Source organism: Bradyrhizobium sp. USDA 4451 (assembly GCF_054822585.1).
This window is the reverse complement of record NZ_JBTRCH010000001.1, coordinates 4,658,341-4,679,856: the sequence shown is the minus strand read 5'-3', so window position 1 is coordinate 4,679,856 and position 21,516 is coordinate 4,658,341. Positions and strand designations below refer to the sequence as shown.

At 65.1% G+C, this 21,516-nt stretch carries 14 protein-coding genes and 1 pseudogene; 10 read left to right on the top strand and 5 right to left on the bottom strand.

What is annotated here, in order from left to right; all coding sequences use genetic code 11:
• The first annotated feature begins 184 nt into the window (after window positions 1–184).
• The 5 genes from oxlT (at window position 185) to ACVMB0_RS21430 (ending at window position 5,172) form a co-directional block, all read left to right on the top strand.
• Complete coding sequence (oxlT, locus tag ACVMB0_RS21450) at window positions 185–1,501, top strand: oxalate/formate MFS antiporter (RefSeq protein ID WP_461347577.1); 1,317 nt, start codon at window positions 185–187, stop codon at window positions 1,499–1,501.
• A 270-nt stretch (window positions 1,502–1,771) separates the two neighbouring features.
• Window positions 1,772–2,239 (top strand): CBS domain-containing protein, encoded by a 468-nt coding sequence (locus tag ACVMB0_RS21445; RefSeq protein WP_456755704.1) that lies wholly within the window; start codon window positions 1,772–1,774, stop codon window positions 2,237–2,239.
• A 251-nt stretch (window positions 2,240–2,490) separates the two neighbouring features.
• Window positions 2,491–3,486, top strand: a complete 996-nt coding sequence (locus ACVMB0_RS21440; protein ID WP_456798312.1) for an NAD(P)H-dependent flavin oxidoreductase — start codon at window positions 2,491–2,493, stop codon at window positions 3,484–3,486.
• Window positions 3,487–3,675: 189 nt separating this feature from the next.
• Window positions 3,676–4,644, top strand: a complete 969-nt coding sequence (locus tag ACVMB0_RS21435) for a zinc-binding dehydrogenase (RefSeq protein WP_461347576.1) — start codon at window positions 3,676–3,678, stop codon at window positions 4,642–4,644.
• A gap of 282 nt (window positions 4,645–4,926) precedes the next feature.
• The gene (locus tag ACVMB0_RS21430) at window positions 4,927–5,172 is read left to right on the top strand and encodes a hypothetical protein (protein ID WP_461347575.1); all 246 of its coding nucleotides are present in this window, start codon (window positions 4,927–4,929) and stop codon (window positions 5,170–5,172) included.
• On the opposite strand, the gene ACVMB0_RS21425 is transcribed toward ACVMB0_RS21430, so the two are convergent.
• Both ACVMB0_RS21425 and ACVMB0_RS21420 read right to left on the bottom strand, forming a co-directional pair.
• Window positions 5,169–5,663 (bottom strand): RlpA-like double-psi beta-barrel domain-containing protein, encoded by a 495-nt coding sequence (locus tag ACVMB0_RS21425; RefSeq protein WP_456755708.1) that lies wholly within the window; start codon window positions 5,661–5,663, stop codon window positions 5,169–5,171. The two genes, ACVMB0_RS21430 and ACVMB0_RS21425, sit on opposite strands and share 4 nt — an antisense overlap.
• 377 nt (window positions 5,664–6,040) lie before the next feature.
• A complete protein-coding gene (locus ACVMB0_RS21420) occupies window positions 6,041–6,910 on the bottom strand; it encodes a hypothetical protein (protein WP_461347574.1) in 870 nt (289 codons plus the stop codon).
• Window positions 6,911–7,754: 844 nt separating this feature from the next.
• On the opposite strand from ACVMB0_RS21420, the gene ACVMB0_RS21415 reads away from it, so the two are divergent.
• Window positions 7,755–9,143 (top strand): cation diffusion facilitator family transporter, encoded by a 1,389-nt coding sequence (locus tag ACVMB0_RS21415; protein ID WP_461347573.1) that lies wholly within the window; start codon window positions 7,755–7,757, stop codon window positions 9,141–9,143.
• 192 nt (window positions 9,144–9,335) lie between these two features.
• On the top strand, window positions 9,336–11,657 hold the full coding sequence (locus ACVMB0_RS21410) for a sensor histidine kinase (RefSeq protein ID WP_461347572.1): 2,322 nt from the start codon (window positions 9,336–9,338) through the stop codon (window positions 11,655–11,657).
• A 10-nt stretch (window positions 11,658–11,667) separates the two neighbouring features.
• Here the strand turns inward: ACVMB0_RS21410 and mdoH are convergent, their stop codons facing one another.
• The 3 genes from mdoH to ACVMB0_RS21395 form a co-directional block, all read right to left on the bottom strand.
• Entirely contained in the window at window positions 11,668–13,785 is a 2,118-nt protein-coding gene (gene mdoH / locus ACVMB0_RS21405) for a glucans biosynthesis glucosyltransferase MdoH (RefSeq protein ID WP_461347571.1), read from the bottom strand.
• A complete protein-coding gene (locus ACVMB0_RS21400) occupies window positions 13,773–15,245 on the bottom strand; it encodes a glucan biosynthesis protein G (protein ID WP_461349692.1) in 1,473 nt (490 codons plus the stop codon). Before ACVMB0_RS21400 ends, mdoH begins: the two co-directional genes overlap by 13 nt.
• A 198-nt stretch (window positions 15,246–15,443) precedes the next feature.
• The gene (locus tag ACVMB0_RS21395; RefSeq protein WP_456755713.1) at window positions 15,444–16,340 is read right to left on the bottom strand and encodes a LysR family transcriptional regulator; all 897 of its coding nucleotides are present in this window, start codon (window positions 16,338–16,340) and stop codon (window positions 15,444–15,446) included.
• Window positions 16,341–16,596: 256 nt separating this feature from the next.
• On the opposite strand from ACVMB0_RS21395, the gene ACVMB0_RS21390 reads away from it, so the two are divergent.
• The 3 genes and pseudogenes from ACVMB0_RS21390 (at window position 16,597) to fdhF (ending at window position 21,516) form a co-directional block, all read left to right on the top strand.
• Window positions 16,597–17,073: a formate dehydrogenase subunit gamma gene (locus ACVMB0_RS21390; protein WP_028331545.1), complete on the top strand. Its 477-nt coding sequence runs from the start codon at window positions 16,597–16,599 to the stop codon at window positions 17,071–17,073.
• A pseudogene (locus ACVMB0_RS21385) lies at window positions 17,070–18,627 on the top strand (NADH-ubiquinone oxidoreductase-F iron-sulfur binding region domain-containing protein). Before ACVMB0_RS21390 ends, ACVMB0_RS21385 begins: the two are co-directional and overlap by 4 nt.
• 12 nt (window positions 18,628–18,639) lie before the next feature.
• Window positions 18,640–21,516 (top strand): formate dehydrogenase subunit alpha, encoded by a 2,877-nt coding sequence (gene fdhF / locus ACVMB0_RS21380; protein ID WP_461347570.1) that lies wholly within the window; start codon window positions 18,640–18,642, stop codon window positions 21,514–21,516.

The window sequence follows — 21,516 nt, the reverse complement described above, 5'->3', positions numbered from 1 at the left end:
TTGTTCGGCACCCCGCCGAGAAGCCGGATCAGCCCAAAATATGCCAGTTTTGCTGCGTCGCAGCAGAAGATCAGCTTGCTTTCTGGAATATAGTATACCAACCTCGCCCGAGCGCTTGCGACGATACGCCACAAGAATTGCGACACTGGGTCTCACGAAGACCGGGCGCGCTCGGGAGGACTTGATGGTTTCCAGCAATACGGCCGCAACACAAGCTCAACCTTCGTCCAGCGGCTTCCGCTGGCTGCAACTCGTCATGGGCATCGTCTGCATGGCGATGATCGCGAACCTGCAATATGGCTGGACGCTGTTCGTCGATCCGATCGACGGCGCGCACCATTGGGGCCGCGCGGCGATCCAGTTCGCGTTCACGATCTTCGTCGTGACCGAGACCTGGCTGGTGCCGGTCGAGGCCTGGTTCGTCGACAAATACGGTCCGCGGATCGTCATCATGTTCGGCGGCATCATGATCGCGCTGGCCTGGGTGCTGAACTCCTATGCGGACTCGCTGACTCTGCTCTACGCTGCGGCCGTGGTCGGCGGCATCGGCGCGGGCGCGGTGTACGGCACCTGCGTCGGCAATGCGCTGAAATGGTTTCCCGATCGCCGCGGCCTCGCCGCCGGCGCGACCGCGGCCGGCTTCGGCGCGGGTGCGGCGATCACCGTGGTGCCGATCGCCAACATGATCGCCGCGAGCGGCTATCGGACCGCGTTCTTCGATTTCGGCATCGGCCAAGGCCTGATCGTCTTCATCCTCGCCTTCTTCATCCAGAAGCCTTCGGTCACGATCCCGCCGAAGAAGAAGCAGCTCAATCTGCCGCAGACCAAGATCGACTTCACGCCGCCGCAGGTGCTGCGTAGCCCGATCTTCTGGGTGATGTACCTGGTGTTCGTGATGGTCGCCTCCGGTGGCCTGATGGCGGCGGCGCAGATCGCGCCGATCGCGCACGACTACAAGATCGCCACGACGCCGGTCTCGCTCGCCGGCTTCCAGATGGCCGCGCTGACCTTTGCGATCTCGCTCGACCGCATCTTCGACGGGTTCGGACGGCCGTTCTTCGGCTGGGTCTCCGACAATATCGGCCGCGAGCACACCATGTTCATCGCGTTCGGCACCGGCGCGCTGATGCTGCTGACGCTGTCGACCTGGGGCCACAACCCGCTGGTGTTCGTGCTGGCCACCGCGGTCTATTTCGGCGTGTTCGGCGAGATCTACTCGTTGTTCCCGGCGACCTCCGGCGACACCTTCGGCGCGAAGTTCGCGACCACCAACAACGGTATGCTCTACACCGCGAAGGGCACCGCCGCGCTGCTGGTGCCGGCCGCCAGTATCGTTGCCGCCAGCTATGGCTGGCAGGCGGTGTTCGTGATCGCGGTCGCGCTCAACGCCACCGCGGCGTTGATGGCGCTGTTCGTGATCAAGCCGATGCGCCGCGCCTTCATCCACGGCAACGAAGCGGCCGCCGCGACCGAGACCGCACCGGGCGCCAAAACCGCCTGACAAGACCGCCTGATCTCGCGATCGCCTGCCGGACTGATCGAGGCGCACCCCGGTGCGCCTCTTTCGTTTGGGATCGTCAGGGATACCAGATGCCAGATGGCCGAGGTCGCGGTGATCGCTCGCCGGCTCATGACCGCCCACAATCATCCGACATGTCAGCAAACCTGCCTATTTAAGCTGTTTTCCGGTGGTAGATTGCTGCAATCCGCCCGTTGACAATTGGTATTATGTATACCAGACTAGGTCACCGATGATCCCAAGGAGGTTGCCATGCAAGTCGGAGATATCCTGCGCAAGAAGACCCCCCGCGTCGCCACGGTCCGCATGAACGAGACGGTCGCGATCGCCGCGCAGCTGATGCGTGCCAGCAATATCAGCGCGCTCGTGGTCAAGGATGTCGTTCGCACCGAAGGCAACACCTGCGCCGGCATGTTCACCGAGCGCGACGTGGTGCGCGCGATCGCCGCGCACGGTGCGGCGGGCGCCAATATGAAGGTGTCGCAGTTCGTCTCGGTGCAGCAGCTGGTGTCGTGCAATTCGAGCGACACGCTCGAGCACATCCGTCATCTCATGACCAAGCACCACATCCGCCACGTGCCCGTGATCGACAATTACAGCCTGATCGGCGTCGTCAGCATGCGCGACATCTCGGCCGCGTTCGACGAGGAAGCGACGGCTGCGATGGCGCGCACCGTGACGGCCTATCAAACATCCGAGCAGGCCCAGCCGACCCAATAGCCGTCTCGATCTCGTCGCTCTCAGCCAGGCGCTGCGTGATCGATCACCGGCGCCTGAGCGGATCGGATCATCGAAGCCTTCTGCACCGCCCTCGCGCGGACCACCGCGCGCCCCTTCATTTCCGCATGGGCGCGCCACAGCTGGCCGGTAGACATTTGCCGGACAGGACTGCATCCTTCCCTCGACATCCAAAAACAGCACCGTGCGCGGCCGTCCGCGTCGCGGAAAATTCTGATGGAAACGAGGGCAGAATGATCAAGACACGCTTCACCGAAATGTTCGGCGTCGACCACCCGATCGTGCAGGGCGGCATGCAATGGGTCGGGCGCGCGGAGCTGGTCGCCGCCGTCGCCAATGCCGGCGCGCTCGGCATGATCACCGCGCTGACGCAGCCGACGCCGGACGATCTGCGCAAGGAGATCGCGCGCTGCCGCGAGCTGACCGACAAGCCGTTCGGCGTCAACCTCACCATCCTGCCCGCGATCAAGCCGCCGCCCTACGCCGAATATCGCCAGGCCATCATCGAGAGCGGCATCAAGATCGTCGAGACCGCCGGAAACAAGCCGCAGGAACATGTCGACGAGTTCAAGAAGCACGGCATCAAGGTGCTGCACAAATGCACCAGCGTGCGCCACGCGCTGTCCGCCGAGCGGATGGGCGCCGACGCGATCTCGATCGACGGCTTCGAATGCGCCGGCCATCCCGGCGAGGACGACACGCCCGGCCTGATCCTGATCCCCGCCGCGGCCGACAAGGTGAAGATCCCGATGATCGCCTCCGGCGGCTTCGGCGATGCCCGCGGCCTCGTCGCCGCGCTGGCGCTCGGCGCCGAGGGCATCAACATGGGCACGCGCTTCATGTGCACCCGGGAAAGCCCGATCCATCAGCTCGTCAAGGAACGCATCGTTGCCAATGACGAGCGCGAGACCGAGCTGATCTTCCGCACCATGCGCAACACCTCGCGCGTCGCCAAGAACGCGATCTCGACCAAGGTGGTGCAGATGGAAAAGGAAGGCGCCAAGTTCGAGGACGTCCGCGAACTGGTCGCCGGCGCCCGCGGCAAGATGGTCTACGCGACCGGCGATGCCGACGAAGGCATCTGGTCGGCCGGCCAGGTGCAGGGCCTGATCCACGACATCCCGACCTGCGCCGAGCTCGTCTCGCGCATCGTCCACGAGGCGGAAGCGATCATCCGCGAACGGCTCGAGGCGATGATGTCCGGGGCCAAGCGCCAGGCTGCGGAGTAAGCGGGCGGGAGCAAAGGCCGTTATCCATCACCCTGAGGTGCTCGCGAAGCGAGCCTCGAAGGGCGACGGCCCACCGACGGGGCCGTTCATCCTTCGAGACGCGCTTCGCGCTCCTCAGGATGACGGGGTGAATCGATCAGTTCAGCTCGCATCAGACGACACAACGAGAACAAGCCCGAGAACAAGCCTATGAAAGCCTATGTCTACGGCGCCAATGGCGCAGAAATCACCGATGTCGCCAAGCCCGTGCCGAAAGGCACGCAGGTGCTGGTCAAGGTGCACGCCTGCGGGCTGAACCGCGCCGATCTCGGCATGACCAAGGGCCACGCCCACGGCGCGGCCGGCGGCGTCGGCACCGTGCTCGGCATGGAATGGGCTGGCGAGGTCGCCGAGCTCGGCCCCGATGCCAGGGGCGTCAAGGTCGGCGACAAGATCATGGGCTCCGGCGCCGCGGCGTTCGCCGAATATACGCTGGCCGATCACGGCCGGCTGTTCCGGGCACCATCGAACATGAACTTCGACGAAGCCGCCACGCTTCCCGTCGCACTGGCCACCATGCATAACGCCGTCGTCACCAATGGCGCGTTGCAGCCGGGCCAGACCGTGCTGATCCAGGGCGCGAGTTCCGGGGTCGGCCTGATGGCGATGCAGATCGCGAAACTGAAGGGCGCCAAGCTCGTGGTGGGATCGTCGACCGATCCGATGCGGCGCGGCCGCTTGACGGAATTCGGCGCCGATCTCGCGGTGGACTCGAAGGATCCCGGCTGGGTCGATCAGGTGTTGCAGGCAACCGCGGGCGAAGGCGTCGACCTGATCGTCGATCAGGTCTCGGGGCCGGTCGCCAACCAGAATCTGAAGGCGACCAAGGTCAAGGGCCGCATCGTCAATGTCGGCCGGCTCGGCGGCACCCATGGCGACTTCAACTTCGACCTGCACGCGGCGCGCCGCATCCAGTATATCGGCGTCACCTTCCGCACCCGCACGATCGAAGAGATCCGCGCGATCTTCGACGAGGTGCGCAAGGACATCTGGCCGGCGGTCGAAGCGCGCAAGTTGCAGCTGCCGATCGACCAGGTCTACAAATTCGCCGACATCGGCAAGGCTTTCGAGCACATGGAAGCCAACAAGCACCTCGGCAAGATCGTGGTGACGCTGTAGGCGCGTAGGGCGGATCAGCGCAACGCAATCCGCCATCCCGTCTTCGACGCAACGGCGGGTTACGCCTCCGGCTAATCTTACTGCGTCATAATTCTGCCTCCGCCGTCATTGCGAGGAGCGATAGCGACGAAGCAATCCATCCAACCGCGTTTGCGGGCCGATGGATTGCTTCGCTTCGCTCGCAATGACGGCTGGATTCGTTCACGGCCTCTCAGGATCGGCTGAAAGAGCGCTTGTGACGCAGTAGTACTAACCCAGCCTACGCGCGCTGTGGGAGTTCGGATGGTGGAAGTGAAGCGCACCTCATTGGTTGTCCTGCTCGCGGGCGCGGTGGGGTTCGCGCTCGGAGCAGCCCTATTTGGCTTCGCTGCCCTGTCGATCGGGATCTCCTGTCTCGGTCATGTACAGGGAGGCATTCACAGTGACTGGACCGCTGTCGTGCTCCTCGGAGCCTTCGCGTGCTTTGGTCTGGGCGGAGTTGCAGGGAGCAAAGCAACCGTCCGCCTCGCCAAATACTGGCACAGCTAGCCGACCGGTCCGGGGCTCCAATAGTCCCCCGCAAGCGGGCTGACTTTTACGTCGCGAATGACTCCGATCTCCAGACTCGGATCGAAATAGCGCATCGTCCGCTCATTGAGGTCGATGATGCGGCCGGGCCTGAGCGGCCCCACATCGTTGATCTTGACGATGACCTTCTTGCCGACAGCCTCGACCAGGGCATATTTCGGCCTCGCGCCGAATTGGACGCCACCGAACTTCCGGCGCAGGCTTGTCTTGATGGCCGCCGCCCAGACCGTGCGATCGTAGCGCTCGCCGGAGGCTGTGCTCGGACCGCCCTCTTCCTTGCCGGGCTTGAACGGATTGTACATGGACGCTGCGCCAACGATCGCATCTCCACAGGCAGCATTGACGACGTCGCTTGAATGAACGGTACCGATTTCACTTCCAGTAGCGGGGCCAAAAATGGCGAGCGCAACCACGGCGCCGCAGACTGCGGCGCTCGAGCCGAACAGCATCATAACTCCTTGACTGATTTTTTCGATCGTTTGGTTCCCGACTCCGCAAGACAAGGTCGAACGAACGTGGAGGCGTTCACTCGGACCGGTACTTTTGCGGACTCGCGCCAATTCTGGCGACGGAACCAATGTGGGAACCGCAGTGGTCCCACACAGTGTTTTTGGTTATTGCGCCCGACTAAGCCAGAGAATGCGTCAGCAACATGACTGAACCGAACTTCTTCGACGGCGCGTCAACGGTGTGTCGACGTCACATTCCGCCCGGCTTTGACGGGGCACGAGACCACTGCGCTGATGGGGATAACCGAAAGTGACGCCGCGCCGAATTCTCAATCGAGGCGCTACTGCCGGATCAGAATCGATCATCATCGCATCGATGGCTACCAATCGTCGTAGAGCCATTCCCTCGGCATTCGCGGCGGCGCTCTCGCGTAAGGCGGCTCATACGTCCGCTGCGGCTTGCGCGCAGTTGGAGCCGGCGGCGTCGGAGGCGCCGACGTCTTCGGCTCGGAAACCTTCGCGAGCGCCCGTTTCAATTCCTCCTGGCTTGCCTTGAGTTCCTCGATGGCTTTGGAGCTCTCGCGGGCCGTTTGCTGCTGGTCCGCCTTGAGCTGTTCGATGTTCCGCTGCATGTTCGCGAGATCGCGCGCAATGGTTTGCAGCAGCTCGGTTTGATTGGGAAGCGCCGGAGGAGCTGGCGGCGCGCTGTCCTGCGCCGCTTTCGGCGCTGCGTCCGGCGTTGCGGTCGAAGGCGCAGGCGTCGGTTGCGGTGGCGGGGCGTCCGCCGCGGCAACTTGAACCGCAGATGGAGCGGGCTGCGCGGGAAGCGGCGGATCGTCCGGCGGCAGTGACGGAGCTGACGCGAGCTGCGGCACCCAGCGGGCGACAGCCAGCTTGGCCCGCGCACCATACGACGACTGCGAAGCCAGGACAGCGACAACGACACACCCCGCCATCGACAAGGCGGCAAGGGCCCGGAAAGCCGGCCTTCCCGAAGATGGTTGCGGGCCGGGCCCGGCCGATGCAGGAGCGGGGGCAGGAGCAGGCGCAGGTCCGACCGAGGGCGGCTCAGCTTCAGCCGGCGGTGGGGATGCAGCGTCGCGCTCCATCCTTGCGAGCTGCTCGCTCAAACGCGTGAGCTCTTCATCAGCGCGGGCGATCTGCTTGTGGGCTTCCGCAAGTCGCTCATCGGCGCTCGCGATCGGGCCCTCACCAGCCTCACCTGCATTCGGCGTGGGCGTGGAGTTCATTGGCGTGTCCCTCTTCCGTCCAATGTCATCCAAGACTGTCCTCTCGGCATCCGTCAGGGTCGATCAGCGACCAGCCTCCGGTTCAATCTTGTCAAAGCCATGGTCATGATAGCGCGCCTGCCGTCTCGCGATAAGCAGGATCGTCCAGTTGCGGTGACGATGACTGTTGCCCATTCGACACGACGGGCAACTCAGCAAAATCCGTCAACCCCTCGCTGCAAAAATATTTCGCTTTATCCGAATCGAAACTTGATGTATGAACTCCCCGTCTCATCCGATCGAGGGGCGCTTCGCGATCGTCACGGGTGTTGCGATGAGATGCGGTGGCCGCCGCGTGTGTGACTGACGAGCATGCATGAGGCGGACGGTGAAGTCGTGTGGTCCTGACGCCCCAGTGGCAGGTGTCTCTCCGCAAGGCGCTTAGGCGCTCTTGCGGAGACGGTGACAAGCAAGCCCGGTCTCGCCGGGGAGAGCACGAAGTAAGCCGTAAACCCATCGCGCAGGGAATGCCGGAGTGTCTCCCGCTGAACCTGTATGCTCGTGTGCGTTTTTGTTTCCACTTTTGCACACGGGACCGCGGGTGCAGCGCGCACCCGGCATTCCCTGCGCCCTCTTCCGAGGGCGAACGAATTTGCAAAGCTCGGGCGAAACGCGCCGCGAGAACGACGCTCGATGCCTGGATGAACTTGATGAGGTTGGTGAAGTTGAGCAACGCATGCCCTGGATTCGGAACAGTTCGCAACAACTCTCTCTCGATATTCGCTCTTGCAAGTGAGTTGCGATTGCGCATGACGCGTGACTGACGACACTTGATGTTCACAGATGGCCTGCTAAACCGCCGCCCATGAGCTCTTCCGACACCAGCGCAGCCTCCACCAAGACCTCCGTCGCGGCGATCTCGATCCTCGCCAGTGGCACCATGGCGTTGGCAAAATTCGTCGTCGGCATCGCGATCGGATCGCTGGCGCTGATCTCGGAGGCGCTGCACTCGTCGATCGACCTGGTCGCGACCATCATCACCTGGGCGGTGGTGCGGGTGTCGGACCAGCCGGCCGATGCCGAGCATCATTACGGCCACGGCAAGTTCGAGAGCGTCTCGGCACTCTTCATCATCGCCCTGCTCTATGTGCTGGCCGGCGGCATCCTGGTCCAGGCCTACAGCCATCTCCGCGAAGGCGCGCCGCCGCCGTCGATCTCGGCCATTCCGTTCGTCGTCCTGCTGCTCGATATCGGCGTCAATCTGTGGCGCGCCCGCGCGCTGCATCGCGCCGCGCGCGACACCAAGAGCCAGGCGCTGGCCGCCGACGCGCTGCATTTCGCCTCCGACGTGATGGGCTCGCTGGCCGTCATCGTCGGCCTCGTGCTGGCCGGCCTCGGGTTCTGGTGGGGCGACGCCGCGGCGGCGATCGCGGTCGCCGTGATGATCGCCCTGCTCGGCCTGCGCATGGCGCGGGAGACGGTCGAGACCCTGCTCGACCGCGCGCCGGAAGGCGCGCTGGAAAAGGCCACCGCCGCCATCAAGGCCGTGCCGGGCGTGGTCGACGTCGAGCGCCTGAGGGTCCGCATGGTCGGCGCGACGCACTTCATCGACGCCATCGCCACCGTGCCGCGCACCTACCCGATCGACCGCGTCGAGGACATCAAGTGCCGGGCGCAGGAGGCTGTCAGCAAGACCTTCGGCGATGCCGACCTCACCTTCACCGCGGTGCCTGTGGCGCGCGACAATGAGAGCGTGCGCGAGCGCATCATGGTGATCGCGCGCAACTCCGGCCTCGCCATCCATCATGTTACCGTTCACGACATCGGCGGCAAGCTGATCGTCAGCATCGATCTCGAGGTCGACAGCGACATGGCGCTCGATGCCGCGCACGACATCGCTCACGAGCTCGAGCGTGCGATCCGCGAGGATTTTGGCGAGGACGTCGAGGTCGACACCCATATCGAGCCGCTCGAGCCGGAACTGCCGTGGGGAACCGACGCCGCACCCGAGCGTATCGAAACCATCAAGGCGGCGCTGACCGGATTTGCCGATGGCGGCGCGATCCACGACATCCATAATGTGCGGGTGCGCAACACCGATGCCGGCGAGATCGTCAACTTCCATTGCCGCGCCGCGCCCACGATGAGTGTGATCAAGGTGCACGAAGGCGTCGACGAAATCGAACGCAAGATGCGCCGCGCGTTCCCCACCGTGAAGCGTGTGATCAGTCACGCAGAACCCGAGCGCGCGTAATTCTACGGAGCCGTTCTCCTTTCGGACTCACTTTGCGCATCCCGATTCTGTTTCTGACAAGAATTATTTCGCATTAACGAATCGTTGACTCTCGACAGTCCCGGAAATCTGGATTCAAATGATCATGATTCGGATGCATCGTGGGGAGCATCCGAACCGGGTAAAAATCAGCTTAGAGCGGGGGTCTAAGGCATGGCGCGCGCGCATGCAGCGAACGCGTGCGTCCAATCCGATTCGATCAAGGGATTGGCGCAGTCGATCGCGAAACCGGCTTATCACAGGCTCTTGACGGCCGAACCTGCACTGCGCCGCGCTGTGCCTACTCTCATCATCGCCTTCCTCATCACGATCTGCCTCGGCGCCTTCGTCCAGGTGATCGACCAGAACCGGCAGAAGCGCGGCGCGATGAAGCGCGACCTTGCTGCGCTCTCGGACATCATCGCCGAGCGTCTCGATCGCCTCACCTCGGTGCGTCGCGAGCGGCTCGCCAATATCGAACGGATGCAGGAGCTGCTGCCGGACCTGATCCCGTCCTGGGGCATCGCCTATGGCCGCCACGTCATCATCACCAGCGCCGATCACCGCGTGCTGGCGCGGGTGCCGATCGACGGCGCCGGCGAGAACGACCGCATCCTCGACATCGTCTCCACCGCGCAGCTCCTGATCGCGCCGGGCCAGCAGGGCACCGTCAGCGAGATGACGCTGCCGAACGGCAGCAGCGCGCTGGCGATCTCGGCGCTGGTCAAGTCGCTGCCCGGCCAGGTCGTCGTCATCCAGGAGATGAACGAGCCGATCTGGGGATCGGACGCCGCCCTCTCGGTGACGCTGTCGGCGACCACGAGCTTCGTGGTGCTGATCCTCGGCTTCGCGTTCCACTGGCAATCGACCCGCGCCCGCGAGGGCGACCTGATCAACGACGCCGTGCGCGGCCGGATCGACACCGCGCTCAACCGCGGCCGCTGCGGCCTGTGGGACTGGGACCTGTCGCGCGGCAGGATCTTCTGGTCGCAGTCGATGTTCACCCTGCTCGGCCTCGACACCCGCAACGACCTGCTCACCTTCGGCGAGGTCAACGCGCTGGTGAACTCCGACGACATCAACCTGTTCGACTTCGCCGACCAGCTGATCTCCGGCAAGATCGATCACATCGACCAGAGCTTCCGCATGCGCCATGTCGGCGGCCACTGGATCTGGCTGCGCGTGCGCTGCGAGCTCAGCCATGCCGCCGCCGACGGCGGCCTGCACCTGATCGGCATCGCGGTCGACATCACCGAGCAGAAGAGCCTCGCCGAGAAGTCGGTGGAAGCGGACCTCCGCCTGCGCGACGCCATCGAGACCATTCCGGAGGCCTTCGTGCTGTGGGATGCCGATGACCGCCTGGTGCTCTGCAACTCGCATTTCCAGCGGCTGCACAAGCTGCCGGACTCGGCCGTCAGCCCCGGCACCTCCTACGAGACCGTGATCGAGGTCGGCAGCATGCCCGAGGTGCGCACCCGCCTGCACGAAAGCGGCGTGCCGGCGCCGGGCGCCCGCACCTTCGAGGCCCAGCTCGACGACGGCAGCTGGCTGCACATCAGCGAGCGCCGCACCAAGGACGGCGGCTACGTCTCGGTCGGCACCGACATCACCCGCATCAAGGCGCACGAGCAGAAGCTGGTCGACAACGATCTGCGGCTGCGCGCCACCGTGATCGACCTGCAGCGCTCGCAATCCGAGCTCGAGCGGCAGGCCGTTGAGCTCGCCGACCTCGCCGAGAAATACTCGCAGGAAAAGACCCGTGCCGAGGACGCCAACGCCGCGAAGTCGAAATTCCTCGCCAATATGAGCCATGAGCTGCGCACGCCGCTCAACGCCATCATCGGCTTCTCCGAGATCATGGGCTCCGGCCTGTTCGGCACGCTCGGCTCGGACAAGTACGAGGAGTACTGCCACGACATCCTGACGTCGGGGAAATACCTGCTCGAGGTCATCAACGACATCCTCGACATGTCGAAGATCGAGGCCGGCCGCATGAAGTTCGACATGGAGCCGCTCGACCTCTCCGGCATCCTCGCCGAGTCGCTGCGGGTGGTCTCCGGCCGCGCCGAGCACAAGGGCCTGTCGCTGGAGTCGGACATCGAAAGCACGATCTCGGTCGTCGCCGACCGCCGCGCGGTCAAGCAGATCATCGTCAACCTGCTCTCCAACGCGGTGAAGTTCACGCCCGACCACGGCCGCGTGCTGGTGCGCGGCCAGATGCTGGACGACTCGATCGTGCTCCTGATCGCCGACAGCGGCATCGGCATCGCACCGGACTCGCTGCGACGGCTCGGCAAGCCGTTCGAGCAGGTCGAGAGCCAGCTCACCAAGAGCTACCAGGGCTCGGGTCTCGGGCTTGCGATCGCGCGCTCGCTCACCAACCTGCACGGCGGCTCGATGAAGCTGCGCTCCAAGCTCGGCGTCGGCACCGTGGTCCGCGTCACCCTGCCCCGCGATCCGCGCTCGCTGCAGACCAGGCTGCCGGAAGCGGCCTGAAGCCCCCACGCTACTTCGCCAGCACGTCCTTCAGCAGCGCGGAATCGCCGAGCACGGCCAGCGTCTCGCGCGGCGTGAGATGCGTGACGGCCTCGTCGAAGCTGTCGCTGGCCTCGATCCGCGCACGCGCGACCGCGCGATGAAGATCGATGTCGCCCGGGCCGCTGCGCCGCGCCGGCGGCAGCGACGACAGATGCCGCTGCAGCAGGCCGGCATCCTCCCGCAAGGTCGCCAGCGCGGGCGCAGATGCGTGGGCAGGCCGCGACGCCAGTTCGTTGGCGCGGAGCAGCACGCTCGGCGGACCGCTCTCCTCCGGCGTCACGAACAGCCCGCGCATCGCAGGCCTGGCCGTCCATGCGCCGATCGGGATCGCGCACAACAGGCCAACGATCACCGGCGACATCCACAGCAGCAGCGGCAACGATACCGCATAGGCGCTCGCCGCCATCGCGACGCCGCAGGCGGTGGGCACGCCGTACTTCCGGTACAACTCGCGGCGCTCGACCTCGCCGTCGTCACGCCGCTGCGTCTGCCAGCCTGCGTCGCGGCCGAGCAGGATCTCGATGACGGCAACCGACTGGAACACCATCATGACCGGCGCGATCATGGCGGAAATCAGCACCTCGGCGATGACGCCTAGAAGCGCGCGGAAGCCGCCGCCGAATTGCCGGCGCAGGTCCGACCGCGTCAGCAGCAGGACGTAGCCGAGCAGCTTCGGCACGATCAGCAGCGCCATGGTGAGGCCGAACACCCAGGCGGCGAGCACGGGGTCCTGCGCCGGCCAGTTCGGGAACAGCGAAAAACCCTTCGGAAAATATTCGGGGCGAATGAAGCGCGCCTGCAACGAGATCAGGATTCCGAGCAGCAGGAACGACAGCCACATCGGCGCGGTGACATAGGAGCCGATCCCGGTCATGAAATGCAGCCGCGAGATCCAGTGCAGGCGGCGCGTCCTCAGCACGGCGAGATGCTGCAGATTGCCCTGGCACCAGCGGCGGTCGCGCGCGGCAAAATCCAGCAGCGACGGCGGCACCTCCTCAAAACTGCCGCCGAGCACCGGCGCCATGTAGATGCCCCAGCCCGCGCGCCGCATCAGCGCCGCCTCGACGAAATCATGGCTTAGGATGTGCCCGCCGAACGGCTTGCGCCCGGAGAGCTCGGGCAAGCCGGCCTGCTCCGCAAAAGCCTGAATCCGGATGATGGCATTGTGTCCCCAGTAATTGCCCTCGGAGCCGTGCCACCACGCGACACCGGCGGCGACCATCGGCCCGTAGAGCCGGCCGGCAAATTGCTGCAGGCGGCTGAACAGGCTGCGCGCGTTGACGATGACGGGCAGCGTCTGCAGCAGCGCCGCCTGCGGATTGGTCTCCATGGCATGAACCATCCGCACCATGGTGTCGCCCGACATCAGGCTGTCGGCGTCGAGCACGATCATGAACTGATAGCCGCCGCCGAACCGCGTGATCCACTCACCGACATTGCCGGACTTCCGCGCCGTGTTGTCGGCGCGATGCCGATAGTAGAGCCGTCCGCCGCAGGCCTCGCTCAGCGCGAGGAACGCCTGCTCCTCGGCGATCCAGATATCGGGATCACGGGTGTCGCTCAGCACGAACCAGTCGAAGCGTTCGCCCTGCCCGGTCGCCTCGACGGACTCGTAGATGGCGCGCAGGCGCGCCATCAATTGATGCGGATTCTCGTTGTAGGTCGGGAGCAGCACCGCGGTCCGGCTCGCGAGCTGCGGCAACGGGCCATCCGCGGAGATCGGCAACGCGTTGCCCTTGCGCCGAAGCAGCACGAAGAAGCCGGCCAGCCCCGAGGCAAACGAGAATGCGATCCAGGCGAGCAGTGCCACGAACAGCACCAGCACCATCCACTCCATGATCGTCACGCCGCCGACCTGGACCACCATGTACATCTCGTAGGCGCCGGCGCCGGTCAGCGCGACGGTCAGCATCAGCACGAAGGCGCGGCGCATCAACATGCCCGCACCGACCGACACCGGCTTGCTCACCGCATGCGGCGGCTGACCGAGATCGGCGGTCGCCATCGCAAGCGGGCTCTCGTGTGGCAGGAAGCCGTCGGCCGCCGCGGCGACGTCCCGACGAGGCGACGTGACTATGGCGCCCATCGATAGACCCAGATCTCCGAGAGCGGCTTGTCGTCCTGCGCGAGATGCGCGCGCAGCTCGATCGGCTCCTTCTTGACCGCGCACTGGAAGCTGAGCCGCCATCCGCCGGTATTCGGGTTCGGCTGCGTGACGATGTTCGTGATCTCGGCCTTCTCGGCCGACACGACACCCTTGATGCTCGCAGGATCGATCCCCTTCAGATTGTCGCCGAACAGGTCGAGCACGAACAGCTTGCTGTTCTCGCCATGTGCGCCGATGCCGGTGCGCGTGAAGCGCGCCAGCGAATGCGGCTTCGGCGCATCAGGTCCCCAGTGCAGCCGGTAGGTCAGATTGGTCTCGCTCTTGGCTTTGAGCGGCGCCTTCGGCCGCCAGAACGCGGCGATGTTGTCGTGGATCTCCTCCCTGGTCGGGATCTCGAACAGGATCACCGCGCCCTCGCCCCAGTCGCCGATCGGCTCGACCCACAGGCTCGGACGCTTCTCGAAGCTCGATTCGATATCCTGATAGGCGAAGAAATTCTTCTCCCGCTGCATCAGCCCGAAGCCATGCGGATTGATATCCTGGAACGTGCTGATCTGAAGGTCGCGCGGATTGCTCAGCGGACGCCACAGGCTCTCGCCCTTGCCGTTGTAGATCGCAAGCCCGTCGGAATCGTGCACCGACGGCCTGAAGTCGTCGACCTCGTTGCGGTCGTTCGGCCCGAAGAAGAACATGCTCGTCATCGGCGCAAGACCTATGTGCTCGAGATCGGCGCGCGGATAGAGCGATGCCTCGACATCGAACACCGTGGTCTTGCCGGGCCTGATCGTGAAGCGATAGCTCGCCGCGCAGCTCCTGCTGTCGAGCAAGGCATGAATTACCAGCGAGGTCGCGTTGGGCACCGGACGCTCGAGCCAGAACGCCTTGAAGAACGGAAACTCTTCGCCCTTGGCCTCGCCGGTATCGATCGAGAGGCCGCGCGCCGACAGGCCATAGGTCTCGTCCTTGGCCACGGCGCGAAAGTAGCTCGCGCCGAGGAAGACGCAGACCTCGTCGTAATAATCCGGCTTGTTGATCGGCGCATGGATGCGAAATCCCGCGAAGCCGAGATCCGCCTCGGTGAAGGGGGGTACCGTATCACCGAACGAGAACATGTCCTTGCTGTAGCCGATCTCGCTGACCTTGCCGTCCGCGACCTCGAAGATCTGGACCTTGTTCTTGTAGAAGAAGCCGCGATGGAAGAACTGCGCTTCGAACGGCAGCTTCGCGCCGCGCCACAAGGCGCGCTCCGGCACGAAGCGGATCGAGCGGTACTGGTCGTAGTTCAGGTCGGTGAGGCCGTTCGGCAACTTCTCGTCCGGTGCCACGAACGATTTGGCTGCGAGGCTGCGCGCCAGCTCCCTCACCGTCGACGGGTTGAAAGGCGCGTCCGGCGTGTTCCCTGCGGCTGCGGCCTCACGCTGCGACAACAGCAAGAGTATCGGCAACACGGCCGATCCGTGGAGTAACTGGCGACGATTCAAAGCGGCTCCTCTCGCTGATCGGGACGCCGCAATGAAACCGTTCAACCGTCCGTGAGTTCCACCGTTGCTACGTGAAGCAAACGATTGCGTTCGGCGCCTAGCCCTGCGCTCTGAAGCGGAACCGTCGTGACAGAGCCTCGGCCGATGTCTGCGCGCTTACGTGCTCTCCAGCGTCGGCGCGACCTCGCGCGCGACCTGCACGAGGGCTGCGATCAGCGGCGTCATCGGATCACGCTGCGGGATCACCAGGCCGACGCTATAGTCCACCACCGGATCGACGATCGGAATGCTGCGCACGGCATCCGCAAGGCCGAGCGTTTCGGCGAGCTTGGCCGGCATCACGCTGGCCCAGCGTCCGGTCTTCACGTGGGTGTAGAGCACGAGCAGCGAATTCGATGTCAGTGTTGGCGTCGCCTCCGCGCCGACCGAGGTCAGCGCGCGATCGATGATGCGACGGTTCTGCATGTCGGGCGTCAGCAGGCAGAGCGGCACGGTGCCGACCTCCTTCCACGTCACCTGCTTGCGGTCGCCGAACATCGCATCCGGCGCCGTCAACAGCCGATAGCTCTCGTTGTAGAGCGGGATGGTGCGGACCTTGCCGATCGGCTCGTTCTCGATGTAGGTCAGCCCGGCATCGACCTCGAGGTTCTCCAACAGGCCGAGCACGTCGGCCGACGTGCACGACTGGATGCGGAAGCGGACATCGGGATGGCGCGCGCGGAACGGCGTGGTGAGCGCGGCCACCATGCCGAGCGCGGTCGGGATCGCGGCGATCCGGATCTCGCCCGACAGCTTGTCCTTCAGGCTGTTGATCTCCTGCTTCATCGCGCGCGCGTCGCCGACGATGCGCCGCGCCCAGTCCAGCGTCCGTTCGCCCTCCGGCGTAAAACCCTGGAAACGGGATCCGCGCTGCACCAGCATGACGCCGAGGATCTCCTCGAGCTGCTTGAGGCTGGTCGACATGGTGGGCTGGGTGACGCCGCAGGCCTCCGCAGCCCGGCCGAAATGCCGCTCCTTGGCCAGCGCCAGCAGAAGTTCCAGCTTGTCGATCAAGGTTCAAATCCCTTCGGAAAACGGTGCCCCGGGCGACAGCCCGACGCGGCCATAGGTAGCACGATCGGGGTGCGATCCCGAAATCCAAAGCGCCCCGGAAGTGCGTGATTCCAGAACATTATTGCGATCCCGGATCGACCCATTCGACAACGCTATTAATCGCGTTTCGCAATCGCCGCATGAGACAGCTTTATTGATGTTTCGAACGATTCCAACTCAGATGCGCACAGCAAAAAACAGATCGTGAGAAGCGCTGATGACGGTGGGATACGAACCTTGGGACAAGGCGCGCGGCGCCGAGATCATCGCCGAGCATGCCGGGCTTGAAGGCGCCACGCTGGTGATCCTGCACGCGTTGCAGGAGGCATTCGGCTACGTGCCGGAGCCGGCGATCCCGATGGTTGCCGAGGCGCTCAACCTGTCTCGCGCCGAGGTGCACGGCGTGTTCACCTTCTACCATGACTTCCGCAAGCAACCGGCCGGACGCCACGTCCTCAAGCTGTGCCGCGCCGAGGCCTGCCAGGCCGCCGGCGGCGATGCGCTTGCGGCGCGCGCGGAGGCCAAGCTTGGCGTTGCTCTGGGCAATACCACGGCGGATGACCGCGTGACGCTGGAGCCGATCTATTGCCTCGGGCTGTGCGCCACCGCGCCGTCGGCGATGCTGGACGGCCGCGTGGTCGGCCGGCTCGATGAAGCGCGGATCGACGCGCTGGTCGCGGAGGCACAGCGATGACGATGCGGATCTACGTCCCCCGCGATGCCGCGGCCGTCGCCGTCGGCGCCGACGATGTCGCGCTCGCCTTCGAGCAGGCCGCAGCAGCCCGTGGCGCAGCGATCGAGATCGTCAGGAACGGCTCGCGCGGGCTGTGCTGGCTGGAGCCGATGGTCGAGCTTTCGACCGGGCAAGGCCGTATCGCCTTCGGTCCGGTGACGCCGGCGGACGTGCCTGCGCTGCTCGATGCGATGGCTGGTAACGGCCAGCACGCCCTGCGGCTTGGTGTCACGGACGAGATTGCCTGGCTGAAGCGGCAGACCCGGCTGACGTTCGTGCGCTGCGGCGTGGTCGATCCGCGCTCGGTCGACGATTACCGCGCCCATGGCGGCTACAAGGGCCTCGAGCGGGCCCTGACGCTGACCTCCGACCAGATCCTTGCCGATGTCACGACCTCGGGCCTGCGCGGGCCGCGGCGGCGCCGGCTTCCCGACCGGCATCAAGTGGAAGACCGTGGCGCAGGCCAATGCCGACCGCAAATACATCGTCTGCAACGCCGACGAGGGCGACAGCGGCACCTTCGCCGACCGCATGATCATGGAAGGCGACCCCTTCGTCGTGATCGAGGGCATGACGATCGCGGGCATCACGGTCGGCGCCACCAAGGGCTACATCTACATCCGCTCGGAATATCCCCATGCGGTCGAGGCGATGAACGCCGCGATCGCGGCCGCCCGCCGCGCCGGCCTGCTCGGCAAGCGGATCGGCGGCACCAAGCATGAGTTCGATCTCGAAGTCCGGGTCGGCGCCGGCGCCTATGTCTGCGGCGAAGAGACCTCGCTCTTGGAAAGCCTGGAGGGCCGCCGCGGCATCGTCCGCGCAAAGCCGCCGCTGCCGGCGCATAAGGGCCTGTTCGGCCGTCCGAGCGTGATCAACAACGTGCTGTCGTTCGCGGCAATCCCCTTCATCCTCGACAACGGCGCCAAGGCCTATGCCGATTTCGGCATGGGCCGCTCGCGCGGCACGATGCCGATCCAGCTCGCCGGCAATATCAGATATGGCGGCCTGTTCGAGACCGCGTTCGGCGTCACGCTCGGCGAGCTCGTCGACGAGATCGGCGGCGGCACCTTCACCGGACGGGAGGTGCGCGCAGTGCAGGTCGGCGGCCCGTTAGGTGCCTACTTCCCCCGCGCGCTGTTCGACACGCCGTTCGACTATGAGGCGTTTGCCGCGCGCGACGGCCTGATCGGCCATGGCGGCATCGTGGTGTTCGACGACACCGTCGACATGGTCAAGCAGGCCCGCTTTGCGATGGAGTTCTGCGCAGTCGAATCCTGCGGCAAGTGCACGCCGTGCCGGATCGGCTCGACCCGCGGCGTCGAGACCATCAACAAGATCATCAACGGCGAGCGCGTCGCGGAGAACCTCGCCGTGATCGAAGACCTCTGCAACACCATGAAGTTCGGCTCGCTGTGCGCACTCGGCGGCTTCACGCCCTACCCCGTGATGAGTGCACTGAAACACTTCCGGGAAGATTTCGGTCCCGCACCGGCCCGGCTGCAGGCCGCGGAATAACAGGAGATCACGATGTCGCTGATCCAGGAAATCGATTTCGGCACGCCCAAGTCCAAATCCGAGACGATGGTCACGCTGACCATCGACGGCAACCAGATCACCGTGCCCGAGGGCACCTCGATCATGCGCGCGGCGATGGAAGCCGGCACCCAGATTCCAAAGCTCTGCGCGACCGACATGGTCGACGCCTTCGGCTCCTGCCGGCTCTGCCTGGTCGAGATCGAGGGCCGCGCCGGCACGCCGGCCTCCTGCACCACGCCGGTGATGTCCGGCCTCGTCGTGCACACCCAGAGCGAGCGGCTGAAGCAGCTGCGCAAGGGCGTGATGGAGCTCTACATCTCCGACCATCCGCTGGACTGCCTGACCTGTGCCGCGAATGGCGACTGCGAATTGCAAGACATGGCGGGTGCGGTCGGCCTGCGCGACGTGCGCTACGGCTATGAGGGCGAGAACCATGTGTTCGCCAAATCGCACGGCTGCGAAAACGACAATTGGATGCCGAAGGACGAATCCAATCCGTACTTCACCTACGATCCCTCGAAGTGCATCGTCTGCTCGCGCTGCGTCCGCGCCTGCGAGGAGGTGCAAGGCACCTTCGCGCTGACGATTGCCGGCCGCGGCTTCGACAGCCGCGTCTCGCCCGGCATGAGCGAGAGCTTCCTCGGCTCCGAATGCGTCTCCTGCGGCGCCTGCGTGCAGGCCTGCCCGACCGCGACGCTGACCGAGAAATCCGTGATCGAGATCGGCCAGCCCGAGCACTCGGTCATCACCACCTGCGCCTATTGCGGCGTCGGCTGCGCCTTCAAGGCCGAGATGCGCGGCGAGGAAGTGGTGCGCATGGTGCCGTGGAAGGACGGCAAGGCCAATCGCGGCCATTCCTGCGTCAAGGGCCGCTTCGCCTGGGGCTACACCACTCACAAGGAGCGCATCCTGAAGCCGATGATCCGCGAGCGGATCGAGGACCCCTGGCAGGAAGTGTCATGGGACGAGGCGTTCAACTTCGCCGCCGCGAAGTTCAAGGGCATCCAGCAGAAATACGGCCGCGACGCGGTCGGCGGCATCACCTCGTCACGCTGCACCAATGAAGAGACCTATCTGATGCAGAAGCTGATCCGCGGCGGCTTCGGCAACAACAATGTCGACACCTGCGCCCGGGTCTGCCATTCGCCGACCGGCTACGGCCTGTCGCAGACCTTTGGAACTTCGGCCGGCACACAGGATTTCGATTCGGTGGAAGACACCGACGTTGTGATGATCATCGGCGCCAATCCGGCCTCGGCTCACCCTGTATTCGCCTCGCGGCTGAAGAAGCGGCTGCGCCAGGGCGCCAGGCTGATCGTGCTCGATCCGCGCCGCACCGAGATGGTGGAATCGCCGCACGTCAAGGCGCTGCACCTGCCGCTGATGCCCGGCACCAACGTCGCCGTGGTCACGGCGCTCGCCCACGTCATCGTCACCGAAGGGCTCGTCAATGAAAGCTTCGTGCGCGAGCGCTGCGACTGGAGCGAGTTCGAGGAATGGGCGGCCTTCGTCGCCCAGGACAAATACAGCCCCGAATCGACCGCGATCATGACCGGCGTCGATCCGAAGGATCTGCGCGAAGCGGCGCGGATTTATGCCACCGGCGGCAACGGCGCGATCTATTACGGGCTCGGCGTCACCGAGCACAGCCAGGGCTCCACCACCGTGATCGCGATCGCCAACCTCGCGATGGCGACCGGCAATATCGGCCGGCCCGGCGTCGGCGTGAACCCGCTGCGCGGCCAGAATAACGTGCAGGGCTCCTGCGACATGGGCTCGTTCCCGCACGAACTGCCCGGCTACCGCCATATCTCGGGCGACGCCGTGCGCGAGCAGTTCGAGGCGATGTGGAACGTCAAGCTCAACAAGGAGCCGGGCCTGCGCATCCCCAACATGTTCGATGCCGCGATCGAAGGCACCTTCATGGGGCTCTACGTGCAGGGCGAGGATATCCTGCAATCCGATCCGAACACCAAGCATGTCGTCGCGGCACTGTCGGCGATGGAATGCGTCATCGTCCACGACCTGTTCCTGAACGAGACCGCGAACTACGCCCATGTGTTCCTGCCCGGCTCGACCTTCCTGGAAAAGGACGGTACCTTCACCAATGCCGAGCGCCGCATCCAGCGCGTCCGCAAGGTGATGACGCCGCGCAACGGCTACGCCGACTGGGAAGTGACGATCCTGCTCGCCAAGGCGATGGGCTTCGAGATGCACTACAACCATCCGTCGGAGATCATGGACGAGATCGCGGCGCTGACGCCGACCTTCACGGGCGTCTCCTACGCCAAGCTCGACGAGCTCGGCTCGGTGCAGTGGCCCTGCAACGAGAAGGCGCCGGAAGGCACGCCGGTGATGCATATCGGCGGCTTCGTGCGCGGCAAGGGCAAGTTCATCGTCACCGAATATGTCGCGACCGACGAGCGCACCGGTCCGCGCTTCCCGCTGCTGCTCACCACCGGCCGCATCCTCAGCCAGTACAATGTCGGCGCGCAGACAAGGCGCACCGAGAACGTGGTCTGGCACGCCGAGGACCGGCTGGAGATCCACCCGCACGATGCCGAGCAGCGCGGCGTGCGCGACGGCGACTGGGTGCGGCTGGCGAGCCGCGCCGGCGAGACCACGCTGCGCGCCGAGATCACTGACCGCGTCGCGCCGGGCGTGGTCTACACCACGTTCCATCACCCCGACACCCAGGCCAACGTCATCACCACCGACTTCTCGGACTGGGCGACCAACTGTCCGGAGTACAAGGTGACGGCCGTGCAGATCTCGCCGTCGAACGGTCCGTCCGACTGGCAGAAGGCCTATGACGAGCAGGCACGCCACTCCCGTCGCATCGCGCCGGTGGTGGAAGCCGCGGAGTAG